Origin of the sequence: Streptomyces sp. CC208A (assembly GCF_030010625.1) — a bacterium.
GTDB lineage: Bacteria > Actinomycetota > Actinomycetes > Streptomycetales > Streptomycetaceae > Streptomyces.
In genome coordinates, this window is the sequence record NZ_JASCXN010000003.1 from 355358 (window position 1) to 370985 (window position 15628).

A 15628-nucleotide genomic window follows, 5' to 3' on the forward strand; every position below is an offset into this window, starting at 1 on the left:
GCACCGTTGACCACCTATCGTCAGCCCGGCGTCGTCGTCACCGACCACCACTTCCCCGTCCCCCTCGACCACGCCCGCCCCGACGGCGAGATGATCGAGGTCCACGGCCGCGAGATCGTCGCCGCAGGACTGAGCGACGCCGAGCGCGACCGGCGCCCCTGGCTGCTCTACCTGGAGGGCGGCCCCGGCTTCGGTGCCCGCCGCTTCATCGGCCGGCAGGCCTGGATCGGCCGGGCCGTCCGCGAGTTCCGGGTCCTCCTGCTCGACCAGCGCGGCACCGGCCGCTCCACCCCCGCCAACCGCCAGACCCTCCCGCTGCGCGGCGACGCCGCCGCCCAGGCCGACTACCTGACGCACTTCCGCGCCGACTCCATCGTCAAGGACTGCGAGCTGATCCGCCGCCGCCTCACCGGCGGCGCCCCCTGGACCGTCCTCGGCCAGAGCTTCGGCGGCTTCTGCGCCGTCCACTACCTCTCCACCGCCCCCGAGGGCCTGGAGCGGGTCCTCGTCACCGGCGGCCTGCCCTCCCTGGACGCCACCGCCGACGAGGTCTACACCGCCGCCTACCCGCGCGTCCGGCGCAAGAACGAGGCCCACTTCGCCCGCTACCCGCGCGACGCCGAACGGGTCCGGGCCGTCGCCGCCCACCTCCTGGAGCACGAGGTCACCCTCCCCGGCGGCGGGCTCCTCACTGTGGAGGCCTTCCAGTCCCTCGGGATCCTCCTCGGCTCCGGCGACGGCACCCACCAGCTCCACCACCTCCTGGAGGGCGCCTTCGTGCCGACCCCCTCCGGGCCCGCCCTCGCCGACGCCTTCCTGGAGCAGGTCCAGGCCCACCTCTCGTACGCCGGCCACCCGCTCTACGCCGTCCTCCACGAGGCCATCTACGCCCAGGGGCAGGGCCCCACCGGCTGGGCCGCCGAGCGGATCCGCGCGGACTTCCCCGAGTTCGACGCCGCTGCGGCGCTCGCCTCCGGCGCGCCCGTCCTGCTCACCGGCGAGACCGTCCACCCCTGGCACTTCACCACCGACCCCGCCCTCCGCCCGCTGCGCGAGACCGCCGAACTCCTCGCCCGGCGCGAGGACTGGACCCCGCTGTACGACCCCGAGCGCCTTGCCGCCAACCGGGTGCCGGTGGCGGCCGCCGTCTACCACGACGACATGTACGTCGACACCGCGCACTCCCTGGAGACCGCCGGGGCCATCCGCGGCCTGCGGACCTGGGTCACCGACGAGTTCGAGCACGACGGCGTCCGCGCCGGCGGCCCCCGCGTCCTCGACCGGCTCCTCGCCCTCTCCCGCGACGAGCTCTGACGTACGTATGTGACGGGCCCCGCCCGCGAAAGTCCAAGCGCCGGGCCCCGATCGCCCATGGCCACGGTCTGTGACGGACCGCTACAACTCGCTCCATGGGCAGCGCACACGTCACCGCCGAGATCGCCGGGCAGCCCGACTGCTGGCGCCGCGCCGCCGCTCTCGCCGGGCCGCTCGCCGACCGGCTGCCCAGGGCCGGCGAAAGGAACGCCGTCGTCGGCTGCGGCACCTCGTACCTGATCGCCCGCGCCTACGCGGCCCTGCGGGAGTCGCTCGGCGCGGGCGAGACCGACGCCTTCCCCGCCTCCGAGCGGACCCCGCTCGGCCGGGGCCACGACCGGATCGTCGTCCTCACCCGCTCCGGCACGACCACCGAGGTCGTCGACCTGCTGGCGGGCGTGGCCGGACGGATCCCCACCCTCGTCCTCACCGGGGTCCCGGACAGCCCCGCCGCCCGGCTCGCCGACCGGGTCGTGGACCTCTCCTTCGCCGACGAACGCTCCGTCGTCCAGACCCGGTTCGCCACCACCGCCCTCCAACTCCTCCGCGCCGGGCTCGGCGTGGGCCTCGCCCCCTCCGTCGCCGACGCCGAACTCGCCCTGTACGAGCCCCTCCCCCCGGCCTGGGAGCGGCGCGCCCAGTTCACCTTCCTCGGCACCGGCTGGACCGTCGGCATCGCCGACGAGGCGGCCCTCAAACTCCGCGAAGTCGCCCGCGTCTGGACGGAGTCGTACGCGGCGATGGAGTACCGGCACGGGCCGATCAGCATCAGCGACCGGACCAGCCTCGTCTGGTGCGTCGGCCCCGTCCCGGCGGGGCTGCGCGAGGAAGTCGAGTCCACGGGCGCCCTGTTCACCGCCGACGCCGTCGACCCGGTCGCCGCCCTGGTCCGCGCCCAGCGGCTCGCCGTCGCCCTCGCCGCCCGGCGCGGCCTCAACCCCGACCGCCCCCGCCACATCTCACGCTCCGTCATCCTCGCCGGAGCGTTCCGCCCGCCCGCGGCCGACACGACCCGTATCCTGCGGTCATGATCGACAACAAAGCCACCGACCTGCCGGAGCTGCCCGGCGACTGGCAGCGCGCCCTCGCCGTCGTCGCCCACCCCGACGACCTGGAGTACGGCTGCGCGGCGGCCGTCGCGAGCTGGACCGACGCCGGGAAGGAGGTCGTCTATCTGCTGGTCACCCGGGGCGAGGCCGGGATCGACACGCTCGCCCCGGAGGTCTGCGCCCCGCTGCGCGAACGCGAGCAGCGGGCGAGCGCCGCCGTCGTCGGCGTCGACACCGTCGAGTTCCTCGACCACCGCGACGGCGTCATCGAGTACGGCCCCGCGCTGCGCCGCGACATCGCCGCCGCCATCCGCCGCCACCGCCCCGACCTCGTCGTCACCCTCAACCACGGTGACAGCTGGGGCGAGGGGCCCGGCGCGCACCGGAACTCGCCCGACCACGTGGCGGTCGGCCGTGCCACCCTCGACGCGGCGGCGGACGCCGGCAACCGCTGGATCTTCCCCGAGCTCGGCGAACAGGGCCTCGCGCCCTGGGACGGCGTCCGCCGGGTCGCCGTGGCCGCCTCCAACACCCCGACCCACGCCGTCGACGCCGGCCCCGGCCTGGAGCGCGCGATCGAGTCCCTCCTCTGCCACCGCGCCTACATCGAGGCCCTGACGGACCAGGAACCCGAGGAGTACGTCCGCGAGTTCGTCACCACCATGACGAGCCGCGCCTCCGCCCGCTTCGGCGGCCGCCCGGCCGTCACCTTCGAGGTCTTCCCCCGCTAGGGCGCACCGGTCGGTGCGTCACTGCGCCGGCGCCGGCTTCAGGACGGCGAACTCGGCGCCGAAGGGGTCGGCGAACCAGGCGAGGCGGCCGACGTCCGGGATGTCCGCCGGGGGGAGCAGGACCGTGCCGCCCGAGACGGACACCGCGTCCACCGTCGCGTCGGCGTCCGCGACCTGGAGGTAGGGGATCCAGCGGGACCGCTCCCCGGAGTCCTGGAGTTCGGCGGCCCCGCCGAAGGAGGCGTCCTCCTGGTCGCCCTCGGCGGTGGAGATCACCCGGTAGGTCATGCCGGGTGCCTCCATCTCCTTCCAGCGCCACTCGAAGAGCGAGCGGTAGAAGTCGAGCGCGGCCTCCGGGTCGGGGGTGTGGAGCTCCACCCAGATCAGGGTGTTCGGCGAGGAGGTGCGGTCGAGGCCGCGCACCGACCCCGGCTGCCAGACGGCGAACTCCGCCCCGGCCGGGTCGGTGAGCGCGGCCAGCCGGCCCGCGTCCATCACGTCCATGGCGCGGAGGCGGACCCTGCCGCCCTCGGCGGCCGTCACCATCTGGGCCGTGTCCGCGTCCGAGGTCCGGAAGTAGACCGTCCAGGCGCTGTCGGCCCCCTCCTCGGTGAGCGGGCCGAGCGCGGCGACGGTCGCGCCGTCCTGCTGGAAGAAGCCGTACCCGCCGGTCTCCGGGCCCGCCGAGCGGAGCTCCCAGCCGAAGACGGCGGCGTAGAACTTCGCCGCGGCGGCGGTGTCCGGGCTGCCGAGGTCGATCCAGCAGGGTGAGCCATCGGTGTACTGGGTGCCGAGCATGGCGTGGTGCCGTCCTTCCGTCGTCCTGCCTCCGGCCTTCCGTCGTCCCGCGCACGGTCCGGCCTCCGGCCACCATGGCCGATCCTCCGACCTCCGCCCACCCGACGCGACCGCTGCCGTAACGGTTCATCCGACCGGCGCACCCACCACCCGACGCGGCGTCAGCCGACGAGTCCGTCCGCCCTCGCCGCCAGGTCGCCCGTCAGCAGCTCGGTGTTGATCGCGATGCCGGCCCGGTACCCCGCGCTCGCCGCGTTGACGACCTGTTCGGCGGGGCCGGTCACGTTCCCCGCCGCCCAGACGCCCGGGACGCTCGTGCGGCCGGTCCCGTCGGTCTTCGTGAAGGAGCCGAGCGGGGTCTCGTACGGCTCCGCGCCGAGCTGCCGCAGCACCCCGTCCCGGGGGACGAGCCGGGTCGCCGCCGCGAAGAGGACCTCGCAGCCGACGGTCCGGCCGTCGGCGAGCCGCACGCCGGTCAGCCGGTCGTCCTCGACGACGATCCCCGCGACCGCCCCCGGCACCGTCCGCACGCCCGCCGCGGCGAGCAGCCGGGCGTCCCGCTCCGTGGGTTCGGCGCCGTTCAGGAAGAGGGTCACGTCGGGGGACCACCGCGAGACCGTCAGCGCCTGGTGGGCCGGCATCGCCGGGTGGGCGAGCACCCCGAAGGGCCGGTCGCGGACCTCCCAGCCGTGGCAGTACGGGCAGTGCAGCACGTCCCGGCCCCACCGCCCGGCCAGTCCCTCGACCTCCGGCAGTTCGTCGACGAGGCCGGTGGCCACCACCAGGCGCCGGGCGGTCAGCGCGGTGCCGTCCGCGAGCCTCAGGGCGAAGCCCTCGCCGTCCGGGGCCGCCGCCGTCACCTCGCCCCGCCGGACCTCCACCCCGTACGCGAGGAGTTCGCGCCGGCCGACCGCCAGGAACTCCGCCGGGCTCATCCCGTCCCGCGAGAGGTAGCCCTGCATGTGCGCGCTGGGCGCGTTGCGCGGCTCGCCCGCGTCGACGACGAGGGTGCGCCGCCGGGACCGGCCGAGGACCAGCGCGGCGCTGAGCCCGGCCGCCCCGCCGCCGACCACCACGACCTCGTACCCGTACCTGTTCTCATCCGTGTGAGCGTCCATGTGTGCGTCCATGCCGCGAGCGTCACCCAGGCCCCGGAATCGCAGCAACAAAAATTGCCGCTTCGGCAACCCCGTTCTGCGACACTGGACCGATGACCGAAGACGACCGCATCGACGCCGTACTCACCGAGGTCGGCCCCCGCCTCCGCCGCGTCCGCCGCGACCGCGGGGTGACCCTCGCCGAGCTCTCCGCCGCCACCGGCATCTCCGTCTCCACCCTCTCCCGCCTGGAGTCCGGGCAGCGGAAACCGAGCCTGGAGCTGCTCCTGCCGCTCGCCCGCGCCCACCAGGTCCCGCTCGACGAACTGGTCGGCGCCCCGCCGGTCGGCGACCCCCGGGTGCGGGCCCGGCCGATCGTCCGGCACGGCCGCACGCTGTACCCGCTCACCCGCCAGCCCGGCGGCCTCCAGGCGTACAAGGTGATCCAGGAGAAGGCGACCGAGCAGCCGGACCCCCGGGTCCACGAGGGGTACGAGTGGCTGTACGTGCTCTCCGGCAGGCTCCGGCTCGTCCTGGGCGAGCACGACGTGGTGCTGACGGCCGGCGAGGCCGCCGAGTTCGACACCCGGGTGCCGCACTGGTTCGGGCCCACCGCCGACGGGCCGGTGGAGTTCCTGAGCCTGTTCGGGCCCCAGGGCGAGCGGATGCACGTACGGGCGCGGCCCAAGAAGTCCGGCTGAACCGTTCCGGCCGGATCAGGTGGTTCCCTCAAGGGCAAGCGACCGCTTAGTATGCGGCCGACCGCTCGGTACGGACGGAGGCTCGACGGATGCAGGCATGGCGAGTGCACGAGAACGGCGAACCCGGCGCGGTGATGCGCCGCGAGGAGGTGGACGTCCCCGAGCCAGGACCCGGCCAGGTCCTCCTCAGGGTCCGCGCCGCCAACGTCAACTTCCCCGACGCGCTGCTCTGCCGCGGCCACTACCAGATCCGCCCCCCGCTGTCCTTCACCCCGGGCGTCGAGATCTGCGGCGAGACCGAGGACGGCCGCCGGGTCGTCACCACCGCCGCCCTCCCGCACGGCGGCTTCGCCGAGCACGCCCTGGCCGACGCCGCGGGACTCCTCCCGGCCCCCGACGCCCTCGACGACGCCGAGGCCGCCGCCCTCCACATCGGCTACCAGACCGGCTGGTTCGGGCTCCACCGGCGCGCCGCCCTCCAGGAGGGCGAGACCCTCCTCGTGCACGCCGCCGCCGGAGGCGTCGGCAGCGCCGCCGTCCAGCTCGGCAAGGCGGCGGGCGCCACCGTCATCGGCGTGGTCGGCGGACCCGCCAAGGCCGCCGTCGCCCGCGCCCTCGGCTGCGACCTCGTCATCGACCGCCGCTCCGAGGACGTCGTCGCCGCCGTCAAGGCCGCCACCGGCGGCCGCGGCGCCGACGTGATCTACGACCCCGTCGGCGGTGAGGCCTACCAGCAGTCCGCCAAGTGCGTCGCCTTCGAGGGCCGGATCGTCGTCGTCGGCTTCGCGAGCGGCACCGTCCCCGCCCCCGCCCTCAACCACGCCCTGGTGAAGAACTACTCGGTCCTGGGCCTGCACTGGGGCCTGTACGCCCAGCGCGACCCGGCCGCCGTGCTCCGCTGCCACGAGACCCTCACCGCGCTCGCCGCCAAGGGGACCGTCAGGCCGCTCGTCGCCGAACGCGTCCCCTTCGCCGGCGCGGCCGACGCCGTCCAGCGCGTCGCCGACGGCACCACCACCGGCCGCCTGGTCGTCCTCCCGGAAGGAGCCCGCGCATGACCGACGCCGAAGAACTCCGCTCCCTCACACGGAAACTGCTCGCCGAGCACCCGCCCGCCACCACCGACCGCCTCGACTTCCTCCGGGCCCGCTTCGACGCCGGACTCGCCTGGGTGCACTACCCCGCGGGCCTCGGCGGACTCGGCGCCCCCCGCGCCCTCCAGGCCGTCGTCGACACCGAACTCGCCGCCGCCGGCGCCCCCGACAACGACCCGCGCCGCATCGGCATCGGCCTCGGCATGGCCGCCCCCACCCTCCTCGCCTACGGCTCCGACGAGGTCAAGTCCCGCTTCCTCAGGCCCCTGTGGACCGGCGAGGAGGTCTGGTGCCAGCTCTTCAGCGAGCCCGGCGCCGGCTCCGACCTCGCCGCCCTCGCCACCCGCGCGGTCCGGGACGAGGACTCCGGCGACTGGATCGTCGACGGACAGAAGGTGTGGACCTCCAGCGCCCACACCGCCCGCTGGGCCATCCTCATCGCCCGCACCGACCCCGACCTGCCCAAGCACCGGGGCATCACCTACTTCGTCTGCGACATGACCGACCCCGGCGTCGAGGTCCGCCCGCTGCGCCAGATCACCGGCGAGGCCGAGTTCAACGAGGTCTTCCTCACCGGCGTCCGCATCCCCGACGCCCACCGCCTCGGCGAGACCGGCGACGGCTGGCGGGCCGCCCAGACCACCCTCATGAACGAGCGGGTCTCCATCGGCGGCGCCCGCATCCCCCGCGAGGGCGGCATGATCGGCAAGGCCGCCGCCGTCTGGCGCGACCGCCCCGAACTGCGCACCCACGCCCTCCACCGCCGCCTCCTCGACCTCTGGACCGACGCCGAGGTGGCCCGGCTCACCGGCGAACGGCTGCGCCAGCAGCTCGTCGCGGGACAGCCCGGCCCCGAGGGCAGCGCCATGAAGCTCGGCTTCGCCCGCCTCAACCAGGCCATCAGCGGCCTGGAGGTCGAACTCCTCGCCGACGAGGGCCTGTCGTACGAGGACTGGACCATGCGCCGGCCGGAGCTCGTCGACTTCACCGGCCGCGACGCGGGCTACCGCTATCTGCGCTCCAAGGGCAACTCGATCGAGGGCGGCACCAGCGAGGTGCTGCTCAACATCGTCGCCGAGCGGGTCCTCGGACTGCCGCCGGAGCCCCGCAACGACAAGGACGTCCCCTGGAAGGACCTCGCCCGATGAGCCACGAGCCGGACCTCCTCTACTCCGACACCGAGGACGCCCTGCGGGACGCCGTCCGCTCCCTGCTCACCGACCGGGCCGGGCACCAGGTGCTGCTCGACCGGATCGAGACCGGCGCCCCCTACCCGGACGGCCTCTGGCCGGCGCTCGCCTCCGGCATCGGCGCCGCTGGGCTGCTCGTCCCCGAGAAGCTGGGCGGCCAGGGCGCGAGCCACCGGGAGGCCGCGGTGGTCCTGGAGGAGCTGGGGCGCGCGGTGACCCCGGCCCCGTACCTCACCAGCGCGGTGGTCGCCACCGAGACCCTCCTCGCCCTCACCACGGCGGACGGCCCGGCGGCCGCCCTCCTCGCCGAACTGGCGTCGGGGGAGCGGACCGCCGTCCTGACGGTCCCCTTCACGACCGCACCCCGCACCGCCTTCGAGGCCACCGGCCCCGTACGGGCCGTCGCCGACGCACAGGCGGCCGACGTGTTCCTCGTGCCCCGCCCCGACGGGCTGTACGCCGTACCCGCCGCCGAGGCCACCGTCACGCCGGTCACCCCGCTCGACCTCACCCGCCCGCTCGCCGTCGTCGACGCCGGGACCGGCACCCCGCTGGCGGGCCCGGACGAGGCACGGGCCGCCGTGCGCCGCGGGCTCCTCGCCGGGGCCGGGCTGCTCGCCTCCGAGCAGCTGGGGCTCGCCGAGTGGTGCCTGGAGGAGACCGTCCGGCACACCAAGGAGCGGTACCAGTTCAACCGGCCGGTGGGCTCCTTCCAGGCGCTCAAGCACCGGATGGCCCACCTCTGGCTGGACCTGGTCGGAGCCCGGGCGGCGGCCCGCGCCGCCGCCGACGCCCTCGCCACCGGCGCGGCGGACGCCGAACTGACGGTGGCCGTGGCCCAGGCGTACTGCTCCGGGGTCGCCGTCCGCGCCGCCGAGGAGTGCGTCCAGCTGCACGGCGGGATCGGCATGACCTGGGAGCACCCGGCCCATCTGGCCCTCAAGCGCGCCAAGGCCGACCAGCTCGCCCTGGGCTCGGCCGGCCACCACCAGGACGTCATCGCCGACCTGGCGGACCTCCCGGCACCGGCCTGACGCCCCCTCTGTCGTGACGGCCGGGGCCCGCGCCCCGGCCGTCTCACGGCCCTTCCGCGGGCCCGCCCTCCGGAGCGCGGCGCGCGTAGCAGAACAGGTGCTCCTCGGGCTCGCCGTCCGGCACCTCGGGCCGGAAGACCGACAGCTCGTGATGGAGCACCTCCAGACCGCACTCCTCCCGCAGCAGCCCCAGGTACGCGTCGGCGGAGAAGCCGGAGACCCGGGCCCGGCGCCCCATCCAGACGATCTCAAGCCCCTCCACGTCGGCCGGGACCGTCGCCGACACCAGCAGACCGCCGGGCACCAGCCAGGAGGCCATCCGCCGCAGCGCCCCGATCTGGTCCTTCCGAGGCATCATCAGGAGAGGGAAGAAGGCGCACACGGCGTCGTAGCCCTCCGCCGGAGGAGTGTGCTCGCGGACGTCGGACCGCTCGAACCGCGCCCCGGGCACCTGCGCCCGGGCCAGTTCGACCATCGTCCGGGAGACGTCGATGCCCGTCACCTCGTGACCGGCGGCGGCGAGCAGCGCGGCGACCGGCCGTCCCGTACCGCTGCCGACGTCGAGGACCCGGGACCCGGGGGCGAGCCGCCCGGTCAACCAGTCGACCGCCGCGAGCTGGGCGGGCAGCCTCCCGAAGGCCCGCTCGTAGTCGAGCCCCACCCCGTCGAAGAGCTCGGCGGCACTCAGCACCCCGTCCCCACCCCCGTCGCCCCGCTCCACCGCGCCCTCGTACGCCTCGCTCATCCCCGCTCCCGGTGTCGTAGGTGTCCGGGGCGGCCTACCCCGGCCAGAGCCCTGCCGCACCCGTGCGGTTTAATTGCACATCGTTCGCAACAACACTTGATCTTCAAAAAGGGGTGTGGGCTCGATGGCCGCCCGATCCGTCCGCCGCGCGACCGCCGCGACCGTCACGGGGGCCCTCGCCCTCGCCACCGCGGCCTGCACGAACCCCGGCACCGACGCCGCCGGTTCCGGCGGGCCCAAGGACTCCGCGGTCGTCGGCATCGCCTACGAACCCGACACCCTCAGCCCGCTCCTCGGCTACGGCAAGGACGGCAACTCCAAGATCTTCGACGGCCTCCTCGCCTTCGACGCCGACATGAAGCTGAAGCCGGCCCTCGCCGCGAGGCTGCCGCACATCAGCGACGACGGACTGACGTACACGTACACCCTCCGCGACGACGTCACCTTCAGCGACGGAACCCTCTTCACCTCCAAGGACGTCGTCTTCACCTACCGGACGATCCTCGACCCGAAGACCAACAACCCCTCCCGCACCGAGCTCGACGCCCTCAAGAGCGTCGAGGCCGTCGGCGACTACACCGTCGTCTTCCACCTCAAGTACCCCTACGCGCCCTTCGCCGAGCGCACCGTCCACGCCATCGCCCCCGAGCACGTCGCGGGCAGGCAGGACGTCAACACCGGCGCCTTCACCACCCGCCCCATCGGCACCGGCCCCTACGTCCTCACCGGCTGGTCCAGGGGCGAGAAGCTCACCTTCCGGGCCAACCCGGCCTACTGGAACGGCGCCCCGGCGGTGAAGAAGTTCACCATGGCGATCATCAAGGACGACGACGTCCGCGCCACCCGCCTGCGCGCCGGCGACCTCGACGGCGCCGTCCTCCCGCCCGCCCTCGCCGCCGGCTTCGACGGCGACAAGGGGAAGAAGACCCACGCGGCCAGGACCTACGACTACCGCACCGTCACCCTCCCCACCCACCACCCCGTCACCGGCGACACCGCCGTCCGCCGCGCCCTCGACATCGCCGTCGACCGCCGGGCCATGGTCGACAAGATCCTCGAAGGCGCCGGAAAGCCCGCCTACGGCCCCGTCCCCACCGACGACCCCTGGTTCGCCCGGGGCACCGAACGCCGCCACGACCTCGCCGGCGCCCGGAAGATCCTCGACGAGGCCGGCTGGAAGCCCGGCCCCGACGGCGTCCGCGTCAAGAACGGCGTCCGCGCCTCCTTCCCCCTCTGGTACGTCTCCGGCGACAAGCTCCGCCAGGACCACGCCCTCGCCTACGCCTCCGACGCCCGCAAGGCCGGCATCGAGATCAAGACCCAGGCCGGCACCTGGGAGGTCATCGAACCCCGCATGAAGACCGACGCCGTCCTCGCCGGCGGCGGCTCGCCCGGCGACCCCGACTTCGACCAGTACCTCCTCCTGAAGTCCACCCTCGCCGGCGACGGCTTCAACAACATGGCCCGGTACGACAACAAGACCGTCGACCGCGCCCTGGAGGACGGCCGCCGCACCAATGACCCGGCCAGGCGCAAGGCCGCGTACGACACCGTCCAGCGCGAACTCCTCAAGAACCCCGGCTACACCTTCCTCACCCACACCGACCACCTCTACGTCATGAACGACGCCTGGACCTCCGGCGCCCAGGGCGCCCCCCTCACCACCCAGGTCGAACCCCACGACCACGGCCTCGCCGCCGGCCCCTGGTGGAACGTCGAGACCTGGAAGCCGAAGAAGGCCGGGGACGCGAAGGACTCCGGGGGCGCGGGCAAGTGAGCCGCCGCCTCCCCTGGGGGGCCATGGCCCGGATGACGGGACGGCGCGCCCTCGCCGCCGTCCCCGTCCTCCTCGGCGTCACCCTGGCCGTCTTCGCGGTCGCCGAAGCCTCCCCCTTCGACCCCGTCAAGGCCTACGCCGGCACCGCCGGCCTCACCGCCTCGCAGCAGAACCTCGACCAGCTCCGCCACAACCTCGGCGTCGACCAGCCCCTCCTCACCCGCTGGTGGGAATGGCTCACCTCGGCCGCCACCGGCGACCTGGGCGACTCCGCCGTCATGCGCCGCCCGGTCCTCGACGTCATCACCGAACGCCTCGGCTGGTCCGTCCTCCTCGCCGCCACCGCCTTCGCCGTGGCCCTCGCCCTCGGCACCCTCCTCGGCGTCCTCGCCGCCCGCCGCCGCGGCGGCCTCCTCGACCGGACCGTCACCGCCCTCGCGTACACCCTGGAAGCCGCCCCCGCCTTCTGGCTGGGCCTCCTCGCCCTCTGGTTCTTCGCCCTCGAACTCGGCGTGCTGCCCGCCGGCGGACTCACCGACACCGCCAGCGACACCGTCACCCCCGACCAGGTCGCCCGCCACCTCGTCCTGCCCGCCCTCGTCCTCGGCGCCTCCCAGCTGCCATGGTTCTTCCTGTACGTCCGCCAGGGCGTCGGCGACGCCCTCGACGAGGACCCGGTGCGCGGCGCCCGCGCCCGCGGCCTCGCCGAACGGACCGTCCTCACCGGCCACGCCCTGCGCTCCGGCATGCTCCCGGTGCTCACCCTCATCGGCTCCCGCGTGCCCGAAGTCATCACCGGAGCCCTCCTCGTGGAGACCGTCTTCAGCTGGCCCGGCATCGCCGCCGCCACCGTCCAGGCCGCCACCGCCGTCGACTTCCCGCTGCTCGCCGCACTCACCGTGCTCGCCACCGCGGCCGTCCTCCTCGGCAACCTCCTCTCCGACCTCCTCTACGGGATCGCCGACCCGAGGGTGGGCTTCGATGGCTGACCCCCGCACCCACCGCCTCCGCCTGTGGACCTCCGCCGTCATCGTCGGCGCGGTCGCCCTCGCGGTCCTCCTCGTCCCGCCCCTCGTCCACCTCGACGAACAGGCCGTCGACCTCTCCCGGAAACTCCTCCCACCCTCCTGGGACCACCCCTTCGGCACCGACGACGTCGGCCGCGACCTCCTCCTGCGCTGCGTCTACGGCCTGCGGATCTCCCTCCTCGTCGGCCTCGTCGCCGCCCTCGTCGCCACCGTCCTCGGCACCGCCGTCGGCGCCGCCGCGGGCGCCCTCGGCGGCTGGACCGACCGCACCCTCATGCGGCTCGTCGACGCCTTCTCCTCCGTGCCCCACCTGCTGCTCGGCATCTTCGTCGTCGCCCTCTTCCGCCCCGGCGTCTGGCCGGTGATCGCCTCCGTCGCGGTCACCCACTGGCTCTCCACCGCCCGGATCGTCCGCGCCGAAGTCCTCTCCCTGCGCTCCCGCCCCCACATCGAGGCGGCCATCTCCGGCGGCGCCTCACGCCGCCGCGTCGCCACCCGCCACCTGCTCCCCGCGGTCCTGCCCCAGGCCGGCCTCGCCGCCGTCCTGATGGTCCCGCACGCCATGTGGCACGAGTCCGCCCTCTCCTTCCTCGGTCTCGGCCTCCCCAGCCACCAGGCCAGCCTCGGCAACCTCGTCCAGTCCGCCCGCTCCTCCCTCCTCGCCGGCGACTGGTGGCCCACCCTCTTCCCCGGCCTCCTCCTCGTCGTCCCCACCCTCGCCCTCGCCGGCCTCGCCGGCGTCTGGCGCGACCGCCTCAACCCCCGCCGCCGATCGGAGCTCATGCTGTGAACGCCCGCGTCGCCCGCGCCCTGGACGCCGTCCGCGCCGAGCGGGCCGAGGCCGCCCTCCTCAGCGTCCGCGGGCTCACCGTCCGGTTCCGGCTGCGCGGCGGACGGACCGTCGCCGCCGTCACCGACGCCGACTTCGACCTCGCACCGGGGGAGTGCCTGGCCCTGGTCGGCGAGTCCGGCTGCGGCAAGTCCGTCCTCGCCTCCGCCCTCCTCGGACTGCTCCCCGCCAACGCGGAGACCAGCGGTACGGCCCTGCTCGACGGCACGGACCTGCTCACCGCCGACGAGAAGACCCTCGCCCGGACCGTACGAGGACGGCGCCTCGGCCTCGTACCGCAGAGCCCCGCCGCCCACCTCACCCCGGTCCGCACCGTACGGGCCCACCTGGAGGAGACCGTCCGGGCCCTCACCGACACCCCGCGCTCGGCACGGCGCGCGGCCGCCGAGGAGGCCGCCGCCCGGGCCGCGTACCCCGCGAGCCACCTCGACCGCCACCCGCACGAACTCTCCGGCGGCCTCGCCCAGCGCGCCGCCACCGCCCTCGCCCTCATCGGCGACGCCCCGCTCCTCCTCGCCGACGAACCCACCACCGGCCTCGACCGCGACCTCGTCGAGCGCACCGCCGACGAACTGCGCCGCCACGCCGACGACGGGCGCGGCCTGCTCCTCATCACCCACGACCTGACGGCCGCCGCCCGCATCGCCGACCGCGTCGCCGTCATGTACGCGGGCCGGATCGTCGAGACCACCCCCGCCCACCGCTTCTTCGGCCCCGCGGGCCCCGCCCACCCCTACGCCCGCGGCCTCCTCGACGCCCTCCCCGACCGCGCCTTCACCCCCATCCCCGGCATGCCGCCGGAACTCTCCGACCTCCCCGAGGGCTGCGCCTTCGCCCCGCGCTGCCCCCGCGCCACCGACCACTGCGCCACCGCCCCGCCCCTCCGCGCGGGAGTGGCCTGCCACCACCCGGAGCAGCTCCGTGCTTGAACTCGACTCCGTCACCGCCGGCTACGACCCCCGAAAGCCCGTCTTCCGCGGCGCCTCCCTCACCGTCGCCCCCGGCGAGGCCGTCGGCCTCCTCGGCCCCAGCGGCTGCGGCAAGTCCACCCTGGCCCGGGTCGCCGCCCTCCTCCACCGCCCCGACGCCGGCCGTCTCGTCCTCGACGGCACCGAGATCACCGCCTGGCGCCACCACGCCCCACGAGAGCAGCGCACCGCCGTCGGAGTCGTCTTCCAGCAACCCCGCACCGCCGCCGACCCAAGGCTCTCCCTGGCCGACCTCATCGCCGAACCCCTGCGCGCCACCGGCCGCAAAGCCGAGGCACCGGCCCGCGTAGCCGAACTCGCCCCCGCCGTCGGCCTCACCCCCGACCTCCTGACCCGCCGCCCCCACGCCGTCAGCGACGGCCAGCTCCAGCGCGCCTGCCTGGCCCGCGCCCTCACCCTGAAACCCCGCTGGCTGGTCTGCGACGAGATGACCGCGATGCTCGACGCCTCCACCACGGCCGCCCTCGTCGCCGCGGTGGAGACCTACCGGGCGGAGACCGGCGCCGGCCTCCTGGCCGTCGGCCACGACCGCGTCCTGCTGAACCGCTGGTGCGACCGGACGGTGGAGTGGAAGAACTGCCTGCCGCCCGAGCCCCCCGCCGACTGACCCCCCGACCTGCCTGATCCCTGCTCCACCCGGATCTCACCCGTATGGCCGCCACGCCGCTCCTCCGGACGGATCGCCCATTCCGCCACACTGTCCGCCGAACGCCGCAATTCCGGTGCGGCAGAAGAAGGACGTGAGGGCGATGGCCGTTTCCGTTTCTGTCGTGGTGCTGCTCCTCGTACTGGCCGTGATCTTCCTGCGCAGCGGGGGCCTCAAGATCACCCACGCCGTCGTCTGCGCCCTGCTCGGCTTCTTCCTGGCCGGCACCAGCATGGCCCCCACCATCCACAACGGCGTAGCGGCCACCGCCGAGGTCGTCTCCAGCCTCCGCCCGTGACCGCTGCCGACCGGTTCCGAAGAACCTGCCGTGCGGGGGTTGACTCCGACAGCCCTGATGCGTAGTGTTTATTGGGTTGTCACGGAGCCGGAACGGTTCTGCTGGCAGCCATCCCGCCGCGGTAGCGGCACAACCTCAAGCCAGCACGGTCTTCTTCAGGAATTGAATTCCGGCATGCCGAAATTCAATTCGAACGGCCCGATTATGAGTCGCCGAGGGAATCCGCTAAGGTTTGAGACATCGGAACGGCCCAACGGCCGGGAAGGCAAATCCCGCTGACCGGGAAT

16 protein-coding genes are annotated in these 15628 nt (G+C 74.5%); 13 read left to right on the forward strand and 3 right to left on the reverse strand.

Translation table 11 applies throughout. The features are described 5' to 3' along the window. The first annotated feature begins 6 nt into the window (after positions 1 to 6). The 3 genes from QK442_RS06075 (at position 7) to QK442_RS06085 (ending at position 3094) form a co-directional block, all read left to right on the forward strand. The gene (locus QK442_RS06075) at positions 7 to 1314 is read left to right on the forward strand and encodes an alpha/beta fold hydrolase (protein ID WP_282692768.1); all 1308 of its coding nucleotides are present in this window, start codon (positions 7 to 9) and stop codon (positions 1312 to 1314) included. A 95-nt stretch (positions 1315 to 1409) separates the two neighbouring features. Beyond that, on the forward strand, positions 1410 to 2345 hold the full coding sequence (locus tag QK442_RS06080) for an SIS domain-containing protein (RefSeq protein WP_282692769.1): 936 nt from the start codon (positions 1410 to 1412) through the stop codon (positions 2343 to 2345). After that, a complete protein-coding gene (locus QK442_RS06085; protein ID WP_282692770.1) occupies positions 2342 to 3094 on the forward strand; it encodes a PIG-L deacetylase family protein in 753 nt (250 codons plus the stop codon). The genes QK442_RS06080 and QK442_RS06085 overlap by 4 nt, the downstream gene beginning before the upstream one ends. A gap of 18 nt (positions 3095 to 3112) precedes the next feature. Here QK442_RS06085 and QK442_RS06090 read toward each other — a convergent pair whose 3' ends face one another. Further along, positions 3113 to 3892 (reverse strand): VOC family protein, encoded by a 780-nt coding sequence (locus tag QK442_RS06090; RefSeq protein ID WP_282692771.1) that lies wholly within the window; start codon positions 3890 to 3892, stop codon positions 3113 to 3115. Between the two features lie 161 nt (positions 3893 to 4053). Continuing rightward, entirely contained in the window at positions 4054 to 5022 is a 969-nt protein-coding gene (locus QK442_RS06095) for an NAD(P)/FAD-dependent oxidoreductase (RefSeq protein ID WP_282692772.1), read from the reverse strand. 80 nt (positions 5023 to 5102) lie between these two features. Between QK442_RS06095 and QK442_RS06100 the strand changes: the two genes are divergently transcribed. The 4 genes from QK442_RS06100 to QK442_RS06115 all read left to right on the forward strand — a co-directional run bounded on the left by QK442_RS06100 (position 5103) and on the right by QK442_RS06115 (position 9008). Then, positions 5103 to 5690, forward strand: coding sequence for an XRE family transcriptional regulator (locus QK442_RS06100; protein ID WP_282692773.1), 588 nt, complete (start codon positions 5103 to 5105; stop codon positions 5688 to 5690). Positions 5691 to 5779: 89 nt separating this feature from the next. Then, a complete protein-coding gene (locus tag QK442_RS06105; RefSeq protein ID WP_282692774.1) occupies positions 5780 to 6748 on the forward strand; it encodes an NADPH:quinone oxidoreductase family protein in 969 nt (322 codons plus the stop codon). Then, entirely contained in the window at positions 6745 to 7932 is a 1188-nt protein-coding gene (locus tag QK442_RS06110; protein ID WP_282692775.1) for an acyl-CoA dehydrogenase family protein, read from the forward strand. The genes QK442_RS06105 and QK442_RS06110 overlap by 4 nt, the downstream gene beginning before the upstream one ends. Further along, positions 7929 to 9008 (forward strand): acyl-CoA dehydrogenase family protein, encoded by a 1080-nt coding sequence (locus QK442_RS06115; RefSeq protein WP_282692776.1) that lies wholly within the window; start codon positions 7929 to 7931, stop codon positions 9006 to 9008. Before QK442_RS06110 ends, QK442_RS06115 begins: the two co-directional genes overlap by 4 nt. Positions 9009 to 9051: 43 nt before the next feature. Here the strand turns inward: QK442_RS06115 and QK442_RS06120 are convergent, their stop codons facing one another. Next, complete coding sequence (locus QK442_RS06120) at positions 9052 to 9753, reverse strand: class I SAM-dependent methyltransferase (RefSeq protein ID WP_282692777.1); 702 nt, start codon at positions 9751 to 9753, stop codon at positions 9052 to 9054. Between the two features lie 124 nt (positions 9754 to 9877). Here QK442_RS06120 and QK442_RS06125 point away from each other — a divergent pair, with 124 nt between their 5' ends. The 6 genes from QK442_RS06125 to QK442_RS06150 all read left to right on the forward strand — a co-directional run bounded on the left by QK442_RS06125 (position 9878) and on the right by QK442_RS06150 (position 15341). Beyond that, positions 9878 to 11530 carry an ABC transporter substrate-binding protein gene (locus QK442_RS06125; RefSeq protein ID WP_282692778.1) on the forward strand — a complete coding sequence of 551 codons (1653 nt, stop codon included), beginning with the start codon at positions 9878 to 9880 and terminating at the stop codon, positions 11528 to 11530. After that, entirely contained in the window at positions 11527 to 12519 is a 993-nt protein-coding gene (locus tag QK442_RS06130) for an ABC transporter permease (protein ID WP_282692779.1), read from the forward strand. Before QK442_RS06125 ends, QK442_RS06130 begins: the two co-directional genes overlap by 4 nt. Next, entirely contained in the window at positions 12512 to 13348 is an 837-nt protein-coding gene (locus QK442_RS06135; RefSeq protein WP_282692780.1) for an ABC transporter permease, read from the forward strand. The genes QK442_RS06130 and QK442_RS06135 overlap by 8 nt, the downstream gene beginning before the upstream one ends. After that, positions 13345 to 14337: an ABC transporter ATP-binding protein gene (locus QK442_RS06140; RefSeq protein ID WP_282692781.1), complete on the forward strand. Its 993-nt coding sequence runs from the start codon at positions 13345 to 13347 to the stop codon at positions 14335 to 14337. Before QK442_RS06135 ends, QK442_RS06140 begins: the two co-directional genes overlap by 4 nt. After that, positions 14330 to 15004 (forward strand): ATP-binding cassette domain-containing protein, encoded by a 675-nt coding sequence (locus QK442_RS06145; protein ID WP_282692782.1) that lies wholly within the window; start codon positions 14330 to 14332, stop codon positions 15002 to 15004. The genes QK442_RS06140 and QK442_RS06145 overlap by 8 nt, the downstream gene beginning before the upstream one ends. A gap of 142 nt (positions 15005 to 15146) precedes the next feature. Next, entirely contained in the window at positions 15147 to 15341 is a 195-nt protein-coding gene (locus QK442_RS06150) for a hypothetical protein (RefSeq protein ID WP_282692783.1), read from the forward strand. Positions 15342 to 15628: the final 287 nt, after the last annotated feature.